Source organism: Streptomyces sp. NBC_01431 (assembly GCF_036231355.1).
Taxonomy (GTDB): domain Bacteria; phylum Actinomycetota; class Actinomycetes; order Streptomycetales; family Streptomycetaceae; genus Streptomyces.
In genome coordinates, this window is record NZ_CP109496.1 from 6952235 (window position 1) to 6967358 (window position 15124).

The following is a 15124-nucleotide window of genomic DNA, read 5'->3' on the forward strand; positions in this document are numbered from 1 at the left end:
TGTCATCACATGAGTCGCGCAGCACTGCTCGTCCTCGCCGACGGCCGGTTCCCCGCCGGTGGCCACGCCCACTCGGGCGGGGCCGAACCGGCCGTCAAGGCGGGCCGCATCAAAAACCCGGCCGACCTCGCGGAGTTCTGCCGGGGCCGACTGCATACGGCGGGCCTCACCGCCGCCGCGCTGGCCGCGGCGGCGGCCGCGGGCCTCGACCCGCTCGCCCTCGACGAGGCGGCCGACGCCCGCACTCCGTCGCCGGCCCTGCGGGCCACGGCCCGCAAGCTCGGCCGCCAGATGATGCGCGCGGCCCGTGCGACCTGGCCGTGCGCCGAGCTCGACGCGCTGGCCGCGGCCCGCCCGCGCGGCGCCCACCAGCCGATCGTGCTCGGTCTCGCCGCGCGCGCGGCCGGGCTCGGGCCGACGGACGCGGCGCACTGCGTGGCGTACGAGACGGTCAGCGGCCCGGCGACGGCGGCCGTACGGCTGTTGAGCCTCGACCCGTTCGACGCGACGGCCGTGCTGGCGCGGCTCGCGCCGGAGCTGGACTCGGTGGCGCGGGATGCCGCGCTCGCCGCCGCTCAGGCGGCGGTCGAGGGTCTCGACGCGCTCCCCGCGGCGTCTGCCCCGCTGCTGGACATCTCCGCGCAGGCGCATGCCGCTTGGCCGGTGCGGCTGTTCGCGTCATAGAGGGGCGCCGGCCCCGTACCGGGGGCTCTGCCCCCAGATCCCGATCGCGCCTGAAGGGCGCTCGTTCTCGAACGCCGGACGGGCCAACGGTGTTGACCCCAACCGAACCCCCAACGGCGTAACCCATCCCTCCCTGGAGCCCCCATGCACCTCGACCACTCCCACGAAGGCCCCGCCGCCGTCAGCGCGGATGCCCGCCGTCCCGATGGCACCCGGCGTGCTCTGCGCATCGGGCTCGGGGGGCCCGTCGGGTCCGGGAAGACCGCTACCGTCGCCGCGCTCTGCCGGGCCCTGCGCGACGAGCTCTCCATCGCCGTCGTCACCAACGACATCTACACGCGCGAGGACGCCGCCTTCCTGCTGCGCAACGCCGTGCTGCCGCCCGAGCGGATCCAGGCCGTGGAGACCGGGGCCTGCCCGCACACCGCGATCCGCGACGACATCTCCGCCAATCTCGAAGCGGTCGAGGACCTGGAGGAGGCGGTCGGGCCGCTCGATCTGATCCTCGTCGAGTCCGGTGGCGACAACCTGACCGCCACCTTCTCCAAGGGTCTGGTCGACGCCCAGATCTTCGTCATCGACGTGGCCGGCGGCGACGACATCCCGCGTAAGGGCGGCCCCGGCGTCACCACCGCCGACCTGCTCGTCGTCAACAAGACCGACCTCGCCCCGTACGTCGGCTCCGACCTCGGCCGGATGGCCCGCGACGCCAAGGAGCAGCGCGCCGAACTCCCCGTGGTCTTCCAGTCGTTGAGGTCCAAGGACGGGGTCGCCGAGGTCGCCGGATGGGTACGAGGGCAGCTCGCGGCATGGGTGGCCTGACCGCCGGCGCGACGGGCCTGCGCGCCACCGCCCGCATCGTCGCCACCCCCGAAGGCCTGCCCGTGCTCGAAGGGGAGGGCCCGCTCGCGCTGCGCCGCACCCGGGCGAAGGGGCCGTGGCACCGCGTCACCGTCATCGGCGCGATGAGTGCCCCGCTCGGCGGCGACCGCATCGCCCTCGAAGCGGAGGCGCGCGCAGGCGCGCGGCTCGCCGTGGACTCGGCGGCCGCCACCATCGCGCTGCCCGGCCGCGGCGGCGAACAGGCGCACTACGACGTACGGCTCACCGTCGGCGAGGGCGCCGAACTGCGCTGGCTGCCCGAGCAGCTCATCTCCGCGCACGGCAGCGACCTGCGGATGCGAACACGGATCGACCTCGCGGCCGGCGCCCGCCTGGTGTTCCGCGAGGAACAGGTGCTCGGCCGTCACGGTGAGGCGCCCGGCACCCTCACCAGCCGCCTCACCGTGTACCGCGCCGGCCGCCCGCTCCTGGACCAGGAGCTGGCCTTCGGGCCCGGCGCACCCGGCGGCTGGGACGGGGGAGCGGTGCTCGGCGGCCATCGGGCGGCGGGCCAACTGCTCGTCGTGGAACCGGAGTTCGCCGACCGGCTCGCCGAACCCCGGATGCTCGGCGAGCACGCCGTGCTCACCCCGCTCGCCGGACCGGCCTTCCTCGTGACCGCGCTCGCCCCGGACGCCCGGCTGCTGCGCCGCACACTCGACGAGGCCCTCGCCACGGCACCCCGCGACATGGCGACCGCTCAGCGGAACACCTCGTACCGGCTATCGGTTCGGTAAAGAAACGCCCGTACGGCCTGTGCACAGCGGGCACACAGACGAAAGGATCCCCCAACAGGCCCAAACGGTGCGCTGTTGAGCGACAGCGCACTTCAGCAGGGGGAGGTACCACTTGAGACGCACCGCAGTGCTCGGCTCGGCCGGCACTCTGATCGCGGGCACGCTGATGGTGGGCGCGATAGCGGCTCCGGTCGCCAGCGCCGACAACCGCGACCACGGCTGGTCCGAGGCGCGTGGCGTACAGGTCGCCGCCGACCGGGCGGCCAAGCAGGGCATCAACTGGACGGACTGCCCCGCCGACTGGGCCATCGCCAAGCCCATTCAGTGCGGTTACGTGAGCGTCCCGCTCGACTACGCCCGTCCCAACGGCAAGCAGATCAAGCTCGCCGTGGACCGCATCGGCAACACCGGCACCAAGGCCGAGCGCCAGGGTGCCCTCGTCTACAACCCGGGCGGCCCCGGTGGTTCGGGCATGGCCTTCCCGACCCGGGTGACCAAGAAGAACCCACTGTGGACGAACACGTCGAAGGCGTACGACTTCGTGGGCTTCGACCCGCGCGGCGTGGGCCACTCGACGCCGATCTCCTGTGTCGACCCGCAGGAGTACGCCAAGGCGCCGAAGCCCGACCCGGTTCCGGCCGGCGAGGCCGACAAGCGGGCCCAGCGCAAGCTCGCCGCCGAGTACGCGGACGGCTGCGCGGAGCGCAGCGGCTGGATGCTGCCGTACATGACCACCCCGAACACCGCCCGCGACCTGGATGTCATCCGCGCCGCCCTCGGGGAGAAGAAGATCAACTACCTGGGCGTCTCCTACGGCACCTACCTGGGCGCGGTCTACGGCACCCTCTTCCCGTCGCACGTGCGACGCATGATCGTGGACAGCGTCGTCAACCCGGCCCAGGACAACATCTGGTACCAGGCCAACCTGGAGCAGGACGTCGCCTTCCAGGCCCGCTGGAACCAGTGGGAGGACTGGGTCGCGAAGTACGACGCCACCTTCCACCTGGGTACCACCCGGGCGCAGGTCGAGGCCCAGTGGCTGAAGCTGCGCGCGGACGCCAAGAAGAGCCCGCTGGGCGGTCAGGTCGGTCCCGCCGAGCTCATCGGGTACTTCCAGAAGGCCCCGTACTACGACTCGTACTGGGTGCCGGTCGCCAAGGCCCTCAGCGCCTACGCCGCGGGTGACAGCAAGCCCGTCATCGCTGCCGCTGCCCCCGACATGTCGGACATCAAGGGCAACATCGCGTCGGAGAACGGCAATGCCGTCTACACCGCCGTCGAGTGCGCGGACGCCAAGTGGCCCACCAGCTGGCGCAAGTGGGACCGCGACAACACCAAGCTGAACAAGGACTACCCGTTCATGACCTGGGCGAACGCCTGGATGAACCTGCCGTGCGCCACCTGGCCCGCCAAGCAGCAGACTCCGGTCGAGGTCAAGACGGGCCGCGGCCTGCCGCAGGTCCTCATCGTGCAGAGCACCAATGACGCCGCCACCCCGTTCAAGGGCGCCGTCGAGCTGCACAAGCGCTTCAAGAACTCGCGCCTCATCATCGAGAAGGGCGCCGGCTCGCACGGTGTGACCGGACTCGTCAACCCGTGCATCAACTCGCGCGTCGACGACTACCTGCTCACCGGCAAGACCGACAGCGCGGACTTCACGTGCACCCCGCACGCGACGCCCGCGCCGTAGCGGCCAGTTGAGCCCAGCGGGGCGGCCGGAGCTTCCGGCCGCCCCGCTGCTGTCGTGTCCGCCGTCCTGACGTCCGTCAGGTGCGGCGCGCGGCCAGCCAGGCGTCCTCGGCCGCGTAGTCGAAGAGGTCGCCGTACCTGGCCATCGGCGGGAACGCCGCGCGCCAGTCCCGGCCCTTCAGCTCGGCGGCGAGCCACTCGACCGTCTGCGGCAGCGATGAAACGTACCCGGTCACCGGCCGGTAGCCCAGCTCCCGTTCGGCCGCCGACATGTCGTACACGACCGGATGCGGACCACTCCACGGTGTAAGCCCGACCATCGCCTCCGGCGCACCGTCCATCGGCACGATCTCGCTGCGCACCCCCAGCACCTCATCGACGGCAGCGCTGATCTCCGCGACCGTCGGTGCCTCGGGATCCGCCGCGTTCAGCACCCGCGAGCCGGGCTTGAGCGCGGCCAGCCGGATCAGCTCGGCGATGTTGGCCACGTGCGAGGGATGGAAGCGGCTGCGGCCGCCGTACGCCAGGATCCGCACCGGCCGCCCGTCCAACGCCCGCTTCACGAAGTGGAGTTCACGCGGGCTGCGGCAGTGCGGACCATGGATGGCGCCCGCACGCAGCAGCGTCGAAGGCACCGCCGACTCAAGGAGCTCCCGCTCCAGCGCGACCTTCCTGGTGCCGTACGTGGCATCGCCGGGCGCCACCGTGGCCAGCGATTCGACGATCGGGACCGGGTAGCGCGGCGATCCGTCCGGTTCGCTCTGGGTGTCGAAGCTGCGCCCCTTGTCGTCCTCGTACACCGCGCCGCTGGAGATCACCACCGCCGACCCGATCCGGTCGCCGAGGCCGGTCAACTGCCGTGCGTGCCGCTGCCCGTAGGCCACCACGTCGACCAGCACGTCGACGCCGTCCCCGAGCGCCGCGGCGAGCGCAGCGTCGTCCTCCCGGTCCAGGCGCACCCGCTGTACGCCCCCGGACCAGTCGGCGTCCCCGCCGCCGCTCCGTGACGCGGCCCGCACCTCCCAGCCGTCCTCGGCGAGCGCGCGCACCGCGGCCCGCCCGATCTGTCCCGTAGCTCCTATGACGAACGCCGATCCCTTGGTCATAGCGGGAAGCTACGCCGCGATGATCACCGCGGTCCGATCGTTTCGCCCTGCGCGGATCCGCCCAGGGCTGAGGGCACGCGGGAACTTTCCACCTCAGCTGATGATTCCGCGGAACTTCCGCGACTGCTCCGCTTTCACATCGGCCGCGTACCGGTCCACGTATTCCTGACCCGACAGCTCCATGACCTTGTACATGATTTCGTCGGTGATGGCCCGCAGTACGGCCTTTTCGTCCTCCATCCCCGCATAGCGGGAGAAGTCCAGCGGTTCGCCGAAGCGAATGGCGACCCGTTTGATCCTCGGTACGACCTGGCCGGGCGGCTGGATCTCGAAGGTGCCGACCATGGCACACGGGATCACCGGGACCCGCCCCCGGATCGCCATCACCGCGACGCCGACCTTGCCCTTGTAGAGCTTGCCGTCGGGAGAGCGGGTGCCCTCCGGGTAGATGCCGAGCAGCTCGTCCTTGCCGAGCACCCCGAGCCCCTCCCGGATCGCGGCCCGGCCCGCCTCCTTGCCGGATCGGTCCACCGGGATCTGCCCGATGGCACGGAAGAAGGCGGCGGTGAGCCTGCCCTTGATCCCGGGCCCGGTGAAGTACTCCTGCTTGGCGAGGAAGGTGATGCGCCGCTTCAGCATCACCGGCATAAGGAAATGATCGGAGAAGGAGAGGTGATTGCCCGCGATGATCGCCGCGCCCTCCTCGGGAATGTGCTCCAAGCCCATCATCCTCGGCCGGAACAGCAGTCTCAACAAGGGCCCCAGGACTGCGTATTTGAGGACGTAGTAGAGCACCCGCACGCTCCTCACCATTCGGGGGTGGTCAGTTTAGGGGGAGCGTCGCGCCCCTGTAACCACCGATGACCGGGCCGAGGCGCATCGATCAATCGGTCATTTCTGACGAGGTTCTTGAGCGTACGAAGCGCGCTTAGTGTACAAACGGGCACCGTCACCCGCACCCCCAGCGGCTCGGCTGACAAACGGGCTCGGGCGATGCCGCTCAGGTGCTGCCCGACACCGCGGCCGTTCCGATCGTGGCGAGCCCGAGCACCACCCAGCCGAACCACAGCCAGCCGCTGCTGCCGAGCGCCACCGTGTACGCCGTGACCAGGACCAGCATCACGACGGTGAGCATCATCATCGACTTCGTCGAACGGGGCATCGCGTCCCCTTCCTCCCGGCAGGCGCCGTGAAGACCATCGTCTCCCCGCGGAGGGTCCCGCCGCTACTGCCCGCGCGTGTTCAGGGAGGCGAGATAGGCGTTGTAGGCCTGAAGCTCCCGGTCACCGTCCCGGTCGGCGGCCCGGTCCGTACGGCGCGCCTGGCGCTTCTCGGTCGCGTACCACTGGAAGACCAGCGCGATCAGCACGAGGACCGAGGGGATCTCGCTGAACGCCCAGGCGATGCCACCGGCGGCCTGCTGGTCGGTGAGCGCGTCGATGCCGAGGGAAGCGGGCGGATTCCGGTACGTGCCGATCATGGGCTCGCTCGCCATCATCAGCGCGATGCCGAAGAAGGCGTGGAAGGGCATGCCCGCGAACAGCTCCAGCATCCGCATCACATAGCCGGGCCGGTGCGGTCCCGGGTCCACGCCCATGATCGGCCAGAAGAAGACGAGGCCGACCGCGAGGAAGTGCACCATCATCGCGATGTGCCCGGTCTTGGACTCCATGAGGAAGTCGAAGACCGGCGTGAAATAGAGCCCGTACAGGCTGGCGATGAACAGCGGAATGGTGAACGCCGGATGCGTGACGATCTTCATGTACCGGCTGTGCAGCAGCATCAGGAGCAGCTCGCGCGGACCCTTGCGGCCCCGCGCGGCGACCGGCAGGGCGCGCAGCGCGAGGGTGACCGGCGCGCCGAGCAGCAGCAGGATCGGCGACAGCATGCTGATCACCATGTGCTGCACCATGTGCACGCTGAACATGGACATGCCGTATTCGTTGAGCTTGGTGCACATGACGAGCGCGATGGTCAGGACGCCGACGGTCCACAGGATCATCCGGCTGACCGGCCAGCTGTCCCCCCGCCGCCTCAGCCGGACCACACCCCAGGCGTACAGGGCGAGCCCCAGCAGACAGCCGGTGAGGAAGAAGGGGTCCGCAGACCATTCGAGGCCCCGCGTCAGCGTGAACGGCGGCAGGTCCATGTTCATGTCCATGCCGTGCCCGCTGTGATCCATCCGCTGACTCCTGATTCGTACCGGTTGTCCCCGACCAGACTAGAACCGCCCCCGGCCGCTGCTGCGGCCGGGGGCGGTCCTTGCCTACTGAACAAACCGGGAACGAGCGGAACCGGTCCGGAAACTAGAGCACGCACTCCGCTTCGGCGTACCGCTCGGCGGGGACGGTCTTCAGGGTGGCCGTCGCCTCGGCGAGCGGGACCATCACGATGTCGGTGCCGCGCAGCGCGGTCAGCATCCCGAACTCACCGCGGTGGGCGGCCTCCACCGCGTGCCAGCCGAAGCGGGTGGCGAGCACCCGGTCGTACGCGGTGGGCGTGCCGCCGCGCTGGACGTGGCCGAGGATGACCGGGCGGGCCTCCTTGTTCAGGCGCTGCTCCAGCTCGATGGAGAGCTGGCGGGCGACGCCCGCGAAACGCTCGTGGCCGTACATGTCGGTGCCGCCCACGTCGAACTGCATGGAGCCCTCGCGCGGCTTGGCGCCCTCGGCGACCACGACGATCGCGAACTTCTTGCCCGCCGAGAAGCGCCGGCCGACCAGCTCGGTCAGCTCGTCGATGTCGAAGGGGCGCTCGGGGACGACGATCGCGTGCGCGCCGGCGGCCATGCCCGAGTGCAGCGCGATCCAGCCGGTGTGCCGGCCCATGACCTCGACGATCAGCACGCGCTGGTGCGACTCGGCGGTGGTCTTCAGACGGTCCAGGGCCTCGGTCGCCACGCCCACGGCGGTGTCGAAGCCGAAGGTGACGTCGGTGGAGGCGATGTCGTTGTCGATGGTCTTCGGCACGCCGACGATGGGCAGGCCCGCGTCCGAGAGCAGCGTCGCGGCCTTGAGGGTGCCCTCGCCGCCGATCGGGATGATCGCGTCGAGGCCGAGCTCGGCGACGTGCCCCTTCGCCCGCTCGACGCCGTCACGCAGATGCGCGGGCTGGACGCGGGAGGAGCCGAGGATGGTGCCGCCGCGGGCGAGGATGCCGCCGACCGCGTCGAGGTCGAGTTTGCGGTAGTCGGCTTCGAGGAGGCCCCTCCAGCCGTCGTGGAAGCCGATGACCTCATCGCCGTGGTCGACCACCGCGCGATGCACGACGGATCGGATGACGGCGTTCAGGCCGGGGCAGTCGCCGCCGGAGGTGAGCACACCAATTCGCATTGCCCGGAGAACCTTTGCAACGTGGGCCGACGACCGGACCACGTCGTCCGGTTGGATCCCCGTCACCCTACCGGCGCAAGGTGACGGGGGCCGAATCGGAGGTCCGACTGATGGACGTCGTGCGAACGTACGAACCGTCCACCCGACGATCCCGGTTGTCCGTTATGTGTATTATGCGGGCTGGGTCGCCGACGCGATGCGCTCCGCGCGCAGCGCCTCGTACCACCGGTCGTCGGTCGGCGGCAGCGCGTTCACATCGAGGGCCAGCTTCAGCAGCAGGTCCGCGATCTGCGGATTGCGCGCGAGCACCGGGCCGTGCATATACGTACCGAACACCGTGTCGTTGTACGCGCCCTCGGTACCGTCGCCGGTGCCGTTGCCCTTGCCCAGGCGTACCCGGGCGAACGGGCGGGCCGTCGGGCCGAGGTGGGTGATGCCCTGGTGGTTCTCGAAGCCGGTCAGCTGGGGCAGGCCGAGCCGCTCGTCGATGTCGCCGAGTACGTCGCCGACGCACCGCTCGCCCTCGCCGCGCGTGGAGATCACGTCGATCAGGCCGAGGCCCGGCTCGCGCTCCCCGAGGTCGTTGATGAACTCGTGGCCGAGGATCTGGTAGCCGGCGCAGACCGAGAAGATGATCGCGCCGTTGGACGCGGCGCGCTCCAGGCCGCCGTCGCGGCGCAGCCGCTCGGCCGCGAGGCGCTGCGGCCGGTCCTCGCCGCCGCCGATGAGGTAGATGTCACCGGACGTCGGGATCGGCTGGTCGCTGCGGACGTCGAGCCGGTGCACGTCCAGGCCGCGCTGGCGGGCCCGGCGCTCCACGACCAGCGCGTTGCCCTGGTCGCCGTAGGTGCTCAGCAGGTCGGGGTAGACCCACACGAGGCGCAGGCTGTTGTCTGCCATGTCGCTTGCTTGCTCCTTGCTTGGGTCAGTTGCCGACGACGCGGCGGACGTCCTGGAACGCGGTGTAGTTGGCGATCAGCTCGATCCGGCCGGGCGGCGCCAACTGCGTGCACTCCTCAAGGTTTTCGCAGACCCGGAAGTCCAGGTTCGCGACCTCGAGGCGGACGGCCAGGTCCAGCTTGCGGTCGCCGATCACGAAGATCGGGTGGCCGGCGAGCCGGGTGTAGTCGACGTCCCACAGCCAGGACGTGTCCGTGCCGTCCGCGCCGCGGGCGTTGACGGACAGCACGACCGGCGTGGGCGGCGGGTCGATGAGGGAAAACGTTTCGAGCCAGCCCGCCGGGTTCTTCGCGAGCAGCAGCCGAAGCTCCCGGCCCTGGAAGTTCACGACGTCGTAGCGACCGGCCACCGCCTGCACCTGGTACATGCGCTCCAGGGCGACCTGCGGCGGCACCCCGAACACCGCGGCGACCGCGGCGGAGGTGGCGGCGTTCGCCTTGTTGGCGCGGCCCGGCAGTTGCAGATGGATCGGCCAGGCCGAGCCGTGCGGGTCCAGCACGTAGTCGCCGCTGAGGACCCAACTGGGCGCCGGGCGGCGGAAACCGCACTCGCCGCAGAACCAGTCGTCGCCCGGCCGCTGCATCACACCGCCGCAGGCGGGGCAGGACCAGGCGTCGTCCTTCCACTCCTGACCGGCCGCCACCCACACCACGTTGGGGGAGGAGGACGCCGCCCACACCACCAGCGGGTCGTCCGCGTTGGCGATCACCACGGCCTTGGAGCCGGAGAGGCCCTCGCGCCACTTCTCGGCGAGCATCCGGGTCTCGGCGGCCCGGTCGAGCTGGTCGCGCGAGAGGTTGAGCAGCGCGATCGCCTTCGGCGTCACATCGCGCGCGACACCCGCCAGATACTTCTCGTCCACCTCGATCACGCCGTACTTGGCGTCCGATCCGCCCGCCAGCGCCGAGGTGATGCCCGCCGGCATGTTGGCGCCCAGCGCGTTCGACACCACCGGGCCGCTGGCCCGCAGTGCCTCGGCGATCAGCCGGGTCGTGGTCGTCTTGCCATTCGTCGCCGACACCAGGACGACGTCCAGATGAGTGGCGAGCCGGCCGAGCAGATCGGGGTCGAGCTTGAGCGCGACGCGCCCGCCGATCACCGATCCACTGCCCCGCCCCGCCGCGCGCGACACCGCCGCGGCGGCCTTGCCCGCGGTCACGGCCAGCTTGGCTCGCGGTGACAGGGGCCCGGCACCTCCAACGTGTCCTGACATCGTCCTTGATCCTCCTTGTGCCTGGGTCGGGTGTCAGCCTATCGAGATCCGGTCTGCGCCCCGAACCGCGCCACCATCCGGAATGCTCCGGGCTCCCCGGAACGTACGCTTGCGACCATGCGTCACCGCCCCATTCCCGGCAGTTCCGGCTCCGTACGAGAGATGAGTCTCCTCGGCGACCGGTTGCTCCACGCCCCGTGCGAAGCCGTCACCGACTTCGGTCCCGCGCTGCACCGCCTCGTCCAGGACATGTTCGCCACGATGTACGCCGCCGACGGTGTCGGTCTGGCGGCGAACCAGATCGGGGTGGCCCAGCGGGTGTTCGTGTACGACTGCCCCGACGACGAGGACGTGCGCCACCTGGGGTACGTGGTGAACCCGCGGCTCGTGGTGGCGGACGGGGCGGAGGTGCGCGGCCCCGAGGGCTGTCTGTCGCTGCCCGGCGTCGAGGCGCAGACCGCGCGCTTCGACCGCGCGGTGGTGGAGGGCGTGGACCTCTCCGGCGCTCCCGTGCGGATCGAGGGCACCGGGTTCTTCGCCCGCTGCCTCCAGCACGAGTGCGACCACCTGGAGGGCGTGGTGTACGCCGACCGCGTCACGGGCCGCCACAAGTCCCGCTTGCGGCGCGCCATCCGAAAGGCCCCCTGGAGCTGAGGTACTGGGGCTCCGCCCCCGACCCCGCAGGTCCCGCCCCGCCCCTTTCCGAAAGCCTCCGGCGGAGTGCGTCGGCCGCGGGGCGTGCGGGGCTGGTCGTGCGGTTCCCCGAGCCCCTGACAGCGTTCCACCCCCGGGGGTCAGAAGCCGGGTCCGCTCAGCCGGTCGCCCGCCGCGGCCAGCCTGCCCCACAGAAGGTCGGCCAGGGCGCGCACCAACTCCGCGCGGGAGCAGGGGCGTTCACCCAGCCACCAGTCGCCCGCCGCGTGCATCATGCCGACGATCCCGTGGCCCCAGACCCGGGCCAGCGTCTCGCTGCCCGGCCCCAGGTCGATCCGCTCGGCTATGACCACTCCGAGGTCCTCTCCCATACGGCGCAGCAGCGGCGCGGAATGGCGGCCCACGTCGAAGCCCTGCTCGGGCTCGGGCGCCGGGGCGTCCTCGGCGGGGTGCATCAGGAACCGGTACACCTGCGGGCGCGCCTCTATCGCCGCCAGATAGGTGTCCAGGGTCGCCTCGACCCGCTCGCGGCGCTCGGCGGGTGCGTCGAGCGCGGACCGCAGAGCGGCCAGCAGGGCGTCGGTGTGCCGCTTGGCGAGGGCGCGGTAGAGGCCGCCCTTGTCGCCGAAGTGGCGGTAGAGGATGGGCTTGGTGATGCCCGCCTCCGCGGCGATGGCGTTCATCGAGGCCTTCGGGCCGTCCCGGAGCACCACCCGGTCCGCCGCTTCCAGCAGTTCGCGCCGCCGGCGCTCGGCCGCCGTGCGTTGCTGTCCGGCCTGGTGCTGCGTGGTCTCCATGGGTTCTTCTCCCCGCCCGTACTGCCTGTCGCTTTTCCGTCTTACGGAATCCCTGCGCAACGTAACACCCCACTCGGTTACGACGCTGCCCCGCGGGTCGTCGGTTGACAGGGGCTACCCGTCAGTAACAGACTGCGGTTACCGCAAGTAACGCTTGGAGTGGTGGAGGGGACATGGCCGAGTTCACGATGGATCTCAACGACGACCAGAAGCAGGTCCAGGACTGGCTGCACGGATTCGCCAAGGATGTGATCCGCCCCGCGGCCGCCGAGTGGGACGAGCGCGAGGAGACCCCCTGGCCGGTGATCCAGGAGGCGGCCAAGGTCGGAATCTACTCCCTCGACTTCTACGCGCAGCAGTTCTTCGACCCGACCGGGCTCGGCATTCCGGTGGCCATGGAGGAGCTGTTCTGGGGCGACGCGGGCATCGCGCTGTCCATCGTCGGCACCGGGCTCGCCGCCGTCGGTGTCCTGGCCAACGGCACCGAGGAGCAGATCGGCACCTGGATTCCGCAGATGTACGGCGATGTGAACGACGTGAAGGTCGCGGCGTTCTGCTCCTCCGAGCCGGACGCGGGCTCCGACGTCGCCTCGATGCGTACGAAGGCCGTGTACGACGGGGCCAAGGACGAGTGGGTCCTGAACGGCACCAAGACCTGGGCGACCAACGGCGGCATCGCCAACGTTCACGTCGTGGTGGCCGTGGTCGACCCGGAGCTGGGCTCCAAGGGCCATGCCTCCTTCATCGTGCCGCCGAACACCCCCGGCCTGACCCAGGGGCAGAAGTTCAAGAAGCACGGCATCCGCGCCTCGCACACCGCCGAGGTCGTGCTCGAAGACGTCCGCGTGCCCGGCCACTGCCTGCTCGGCGGCAAGGAGAAGCTCGACGAGCGGCTCGCCCGCGCCCGCGAGAGGGCGAAGACGCAGGGCGGTGAGCGCGTGAAGAACGCCGCGATGGCCACCTTCGAGGCCTCCCGCCCCGCCGTCGGCGCGATGGCGGTCGGCACCGCACGGGCCGCGTACGACTACGCGCTCGAATACGCCAAGACCCGTGAGCAGTTCGGCCGCCCGATCATCGACAACCAGGGCATCGCCTTCCAGCTCGCCGACATGCGCACCCAGATCGACGCCGCCCGGCTCCTGGTGTGGCGCGCGTCATGGATGGCCACCACGGGCAAGAAGTTCGAGTCGGCCGAGGGCTCGATGTCCAAGCTGTACGCGAGCGAGACGGCCAAGAAGGTCACCGCCCAGGCGATCCAGATCCTCGGCGGCAACGGCTACACCCGCGAGTACCCGGTGGAGCGTATGCATCGAGATGCTGCCATTTACACCATCTTCGAAGGCACCAGCGAGATCCAGCGGCTGGTCATCGCCCGCACCCTGTCGGGCATGCCGATCCGCTAGCGGCAGGCACCGCCTGGCTGGTCACACCGGGCGTTCCGCCGTGACCAGCCAGGCCGTGCTGCGCAGCCGGACGGAGCCGTTCCGCTCGTGCGCGCGCAACCGCCCGGTGAGCGCCTCGCGAGCCCGCGCCGCGCTCTCCTCGGGCACCTGGGCGGTGATGTGCCGGCCGGGGCCGCTGTTCAGGAGGAAGTCCGCGGCGTCCTGCGCCGTGCGTCCCCAGATTCCGTACGCCTCGACCCGCCGCGCGGCCACCTCGCTGAACCCGGCGGCGCCGAGCACTCCGCGGACGCGGTCCGGATCGGCGAGGGAAAACATGCCGGGGAGGCCGGGCGCGCCGAAGTCGCCGACGGGAAGGTGCTCGCGCAGTACGGTCATCGCCGCCACCCACTCGTTGCGCGCGGGCTCCGCCGCGCAGATGAACGCGAGCCGTCCACCGGGGCGCAGCGCGGCGGCGACATTGGTGAACGCGGCGACCGGATCGGCGAAGAACATCACCCCGAATCGGCTGATCGCGATGTCGACGGCGCGGGGTGCGAAGGCGTGGACCTGGACGTCCGCCTGCTCGAACTCCGCGTTGCCGATGCCCTCTTCGGCGGCGCGGGCGCGGGCGCGCGCCAGCATCGGCTGCGACAGGTCGACGCCGAGCACCTGCCCCTGACCGGCCGCACGCGCGGCGAGGAGGGTGCTCTGCCCCGCCCCGCAGCCGATGTCGAGCACGCGGTCGTGCGGGCCGATCGCGGCGGCGTCGAGCAGCGGCTGGTTGAAGCCCGCGTTCACGGCGTCCCAGCGGTCCTGGTGATCGGCCCAGTAGGTGCCTTCATAGCCGTTCCAGGCCTGGGCCTGCTCGGTGTTGGCGATGTCGCGCATGGGGTGCCTCCTGTCGGCCGCCGGGTGGGCGGACCTATGATGGGCGGGTGCCCAAACAGTATGGGCACGTGCCCATACTGGCAACCCCCTTGAACGCGCGGCGTGTTGGGGGCGTGCCGCGACAGCGCATCGGGAGAGGCCTCATGTCACCGCGTGGAGTGGCGATACCCGACATCAAGGAGCGGCTGTTCGCGGCCGCCGAACGGGTCCTGGCCCGGGACGGGGCCGGCGCCCTCACCAGCCGGGCCGTAACCGCCGAGGCCGACTGCGCCAAGGGCATGCTGCACGCGCATTTCGCCGGGCTCGACGAGTTCGTGGCCGAGCTGTGCCTGGACCGCTTCGCCCGCACCGCGACCCGGGCCGCCGAACTCTCCGCCCGCGTCGGCGAGGGCTCCGTGGCCGAGAACCTGCGCGGCGTCGCCCTTGCGCTCTTCGACTCGGGCGGTCCGACCATCGCGGCCCTGGCCATGACCCGCCCCGCCGCCGCCCTCCGTATTCGCGAGGCCCTGGAATCGGGGGCACCCGGCTTCGCGGCGATCCAGGGTTCCATCGCCCAATACCTGGCGGCAGAACGCGAGTTGGGCCGGATCGCGCCGGCCGCCGACACCGAGACCCTCGCCCTCGCCCTCGTCGCCACCGTCCACCACCTCCTGATGACCGGCTGGCCGGGCGCACCCGACCCGCGCGAGCAGGTGGAGCGCCTGGTGAGGCTCGCGGCGCCGGGCGCGGGACCTGCGCAGGCGGCGCCGCACGCGGTGTAGCAACCCGCCCGAGACGGTGGTCGAGGGCGGCCCGCGCCA

At 71.1% G+C, this 15124-nt stretch carries 16 protein-coding genes; 7 read left to right on the forward strand and 9 right to left on the reverse strand.

Translation table 11 applies throughout. The features are described from left to right. The first annotated feature begins 9 nt into the window (after nt 1-9). From OG522_RS31795 to OG522_RS31810, 4 genes are all read left to right on the forward strand, one after another. Nucleotides 10-684 carry an urease accessory protein UreF gene (locus OG522_RS31795; protein ID WP_329466482.1) on the forward strand — a complete coding sequence of 225 codons (675 nt, stop codon included), beginning with the start codon at nt 10-12 and terminating at the stop codon, nt 682-684. A gap of 144 nt (nt 685-828) precedes the next feature. Then, nucleotides 829-1506, forward strand: coding sequence for an urease accessory protein UreG (gene ureG, locus OG522_RS31800; protein WP_329466483.1), 678 nt, complete (start codon nt 829-831; stop codon nt 1504-1506). Next, on the forward strand, nt 1494-2303 hold the full coding sequence (locus tag OG522_RS31805; protein ID WP_329466485.1) for an urease accessory protein UreD: 810 nt from the start codon (nt 1494-1496) through the stop codon (nt 2301-2303). Before ureG ends, OG522_RS31805 begins: the two co-directional genes overlap by 13 nt. 166 nt (nt 2304-2469) lie before the next feature. Beyond that, nucleotides 2470-3993 (forward strand): alpha/beta hydrolase, encoded by a 1524-nt coding sequence (locus OG522_RS31810; protein ID WP_329467814.1) that lies wholly within the window; start codon nt 2470-2472, stop codon nt 3991-3993. A 76-nt stretch (nt 3994-4069) separates the two neighbouring features. Here OG522_RS31810 and OG522_RS31815 read toward each other — a convergent pair whose 3' ends face one another. The 7 genes from OG522_RS31815 to OG522_RS31845 form a co-directional block, all read right to left on the reverse strand. Further along, nucleotides 4070-5098, reverse strand: coding sequence for an NAD-dependent epimerase/dehydratase family protein (locus OG522_RS31815; protein WP_329466486.1), 1029 nt, complete (start codon nt 5096-5098; stop codon nt 4070-4072). Between the two features lie 93 nt (nt 5099-5191). Next, nucleotides 5192-5893 (reverse strand): lysophospholipid acyltransferase family protein, encoded by a 702-nt coding sequence (locus OG522_RS31820; protein ID WP_329466487.1) that lies wholly within the window; start codon nt 5891-5893, stop codon nt 5192-5194. A 205-nt stretch (nt 5894-6098) separates the two neighbouring features. Next, complete coding sequence (locus tag OG522_RS31825) at nt 6099-6260, reverse strand: hypothetical protein (RefSeq protein WP_329466488.1); 162 nt, start codon at nt 6258-6260, stop codon at nt 6099-6101. Between the two features lie 63 nt (nt 6261-6323). After that, nucleotides 6324-7280: a cytochrome c oxidase assembly protein gene (locus OG522_RS31830; protein WP_329466489.1), complete on the reverse strand. Its 957-nt coding sequence runs from the start codon at nt 7278-7280 to the stop codon at nt 6324-6326. Between the two features lie 124 nt (nt 7281-7404). Next, on the reverse strand, nt 7405-8430 hold the full coding sequence (locus OG522_RS31835; protein ID WP_329466490.1) for a 6-phosphofructokinase: 1026 nt from the start codon (nt 8428-8430) through the stop codon (nt 7405-7407). Between the two features lie 171 nt (nt 8431-8601). Beyond that, complete coding sequence (locus tag OG522_RS31840; RefSeq protein ID WP_329466491.1) at nt 8602-9330, reverse strand: type 1 glutamine amidotransferase; 729 nt, start codon at nt 9328-9330, stop codon at nt 8602-8604. Nucleotides 9331-9355: 25 nt separating this feature from the next. Beyond that, nucleotides 9356-10603, reverse strand: coding sequence for a Mur ligase family protein (locus OG522_RS31845; RefSeq protein WP_329466492.1), 1248 nt, complete (start codon nt 10601-10603; stop codon nt 9356-9358). A 117-nt stretch (nt 10604-10720) separates the two neighbouring features. On the opposite strand from OG522_RS31845, the gene def reads away from it, so the two are divergent. Then, a complete protein-coding gene (def, locus tag OG522_RS31850; protein WP_329466493.1) occupies nt 10721-11257 on the forward strand; it encodes a peptide deformylase in 537 nt (178 codons plus the stop codon). Nucleotides 11258-11397: 140 nt separating this feature from the next. Here def and OG522_RS31855 read toward each other — a convergent pair whose 3' ends face one another. Continuing rightward, nucleotides 11398-12054 (reverse strand): TetR family transcriptional regulator, encoded by a 657-nt coding sequence (locus OG522_RS31855; protein ID WP_329466494.1) that lies wholly within the window; start codon nt 12052-12054, stop codon nt 11398-11400. 173 nt (nt 12055-12227) lie between these two features. Here OG522_RS31855 and OG522_RS31860 point away from each other — a divergent pair, with 173 nt between their 5' ends. Then, nucleotides 12228-13457 carry an acyl-CoA dehydrogenase family protein gene (locus tag OG522_RS31860; RefSeq protein WP_329466495.1) on the forward strand — a complete coding sequence of 410 codons (1230 nt, stop codon included), beginning with the start codon at nt 12228-12230 and terminating at the stop codon, nt 13455-13457. Between the two features lie 21 nt (nt 13458-13478). Here OG522_RS31860 and OG522_RS31865 read toward each other — a convergent pair whose 3' ends face one another. Beyond that, nucleotides 13479-14324 carry a class I SAM-dependent methyltransferase gene (locus OG522_RS31865; protein ID WP_329466496.1) on the reverse strand — a complete coding sequence of 282 codons (846 nt, stop codon included), beginning with the start codon at nt 14322-14324 and terminating at the stop codon, nt 13479-13481. Nucleotides 14325-14467: 143 nt separating this feature from the next. Here OG522_RS31865 and OG522_RS31870 point away from each other — a divergent pair, with 143 nt between their 5' ends. Further along, the gene (locus tag OG522_RS31870) at nt 14468-15085 is read left to right on the forward strand and encodes a TetR/AcrR family transcriptional regulator (protein WP_329466497.1); all 618 of its coding nucleotides are present in this window, start codon (nt 14468-14470) and stop codon (nt 15083-15085) included. Nucleotides 15086-15124: the final 39 nt, after the last annotated feature.

Coding starts and splice junctions, on each gene's coding strand:
- OG522_RS31795 (WP_329466482.1), top strand. CDS start 10: ATGAGTCGCGCAGCACTGCTCGTCCTCGCCGACGGCCGGTTCCCCGCC.
- ureG (WP_329466483.1), top strand. CDS start 829: ATGCACCTCGACCACTCCCACGAAGGCCCCGCCGCCGTCAGCGCGGAT.
- OG522_RS31805 (WP_329466485.1), top strand. CDS start 1,494: ATGGGTGGCCTGACCGCCGGCGCGACGGGCCTGCGCGCCACCGCCCGC.
- OG522_RS31810 (WP_329467814.1), top strand. CDS start 2,470: ATGGTGGGCGCGATAGCGGCTCCGGTCGCCAGCGCCGACAACCGCGAC.
- OG522_RS31815 (WP_329466486.1), bottom strand. CDS start 5,098: ATGACCAAGGGATCGGCGTTCGTCATAGGAGCTACGGGACAGATCGGG.
- OG522_RS31825 (WP_329466488.1), bottom strand. CDS start 6,260: ATGCCCCGTTCGACGAAGTCGATGATGATGCTCACCGTCGTGATGCTG.
- OG522_RS31830 (WP_329466489.1), bottom strand. CDS start 7,280: ATGGATCACAGCGGGCACGGCATGGACATGAACATGGACCTGCCGCCG.
- OG522_RS31835 (WP_329466490.1), bottom strand. CDS start 8,430: ATGCGAATTGGTGTGCTCACCTCCGGCGGCGACTGCCCCGGCCTGAAC.
- OG522_RS31840 (WP_329466491.1), bottom strand. CDS start 9,330: ATGGCAGACAACAGCCTGCGCCTCGTGTGGGTCTACCCCGACCTGCTG.
- OG522_RS31845 (WP_329466492.1), bottom strand. CDS start 10,603: ATGTCAGGACACGTTGGAGGTGCCGGGCCCCTGTCACCGCGAGCCAAG.
- def (WP_329466493.1), top strand. CDS start 10,721: ATGCGTCACCGCCCCATTCCCGGCAGTTCCGGCTCCGTACGAGAGATG.
- OG522_RS31855 (WP_329466494.1), bottom strand. CDS start 12,054: ATGGAGACCACGCAGCACCAGGCCGGACAGCAACGCACGGCGGCCGAG.
- OG522_RS31860 (WP_329466495.1), top strand. CDS start 12,228: ATGGCCGAGTTCACGATGGATCTCAACGACGACCAGAAGCAGGTCCAG.
- OG522_RS31865 (WP_329466496.1), bottom strand. CDS start 14,324: ATGCGCGACATCGCCAACACCGAGCAGGCCCAGGCCTGGAACGGCTAT.
- OG522_RS31870 (WP_329466497.1), top strand. CDS start 14,468: ATGTCACCGCGTGGAGTGGCGATACCCGACATCAAGGAGCGGCTGTTC.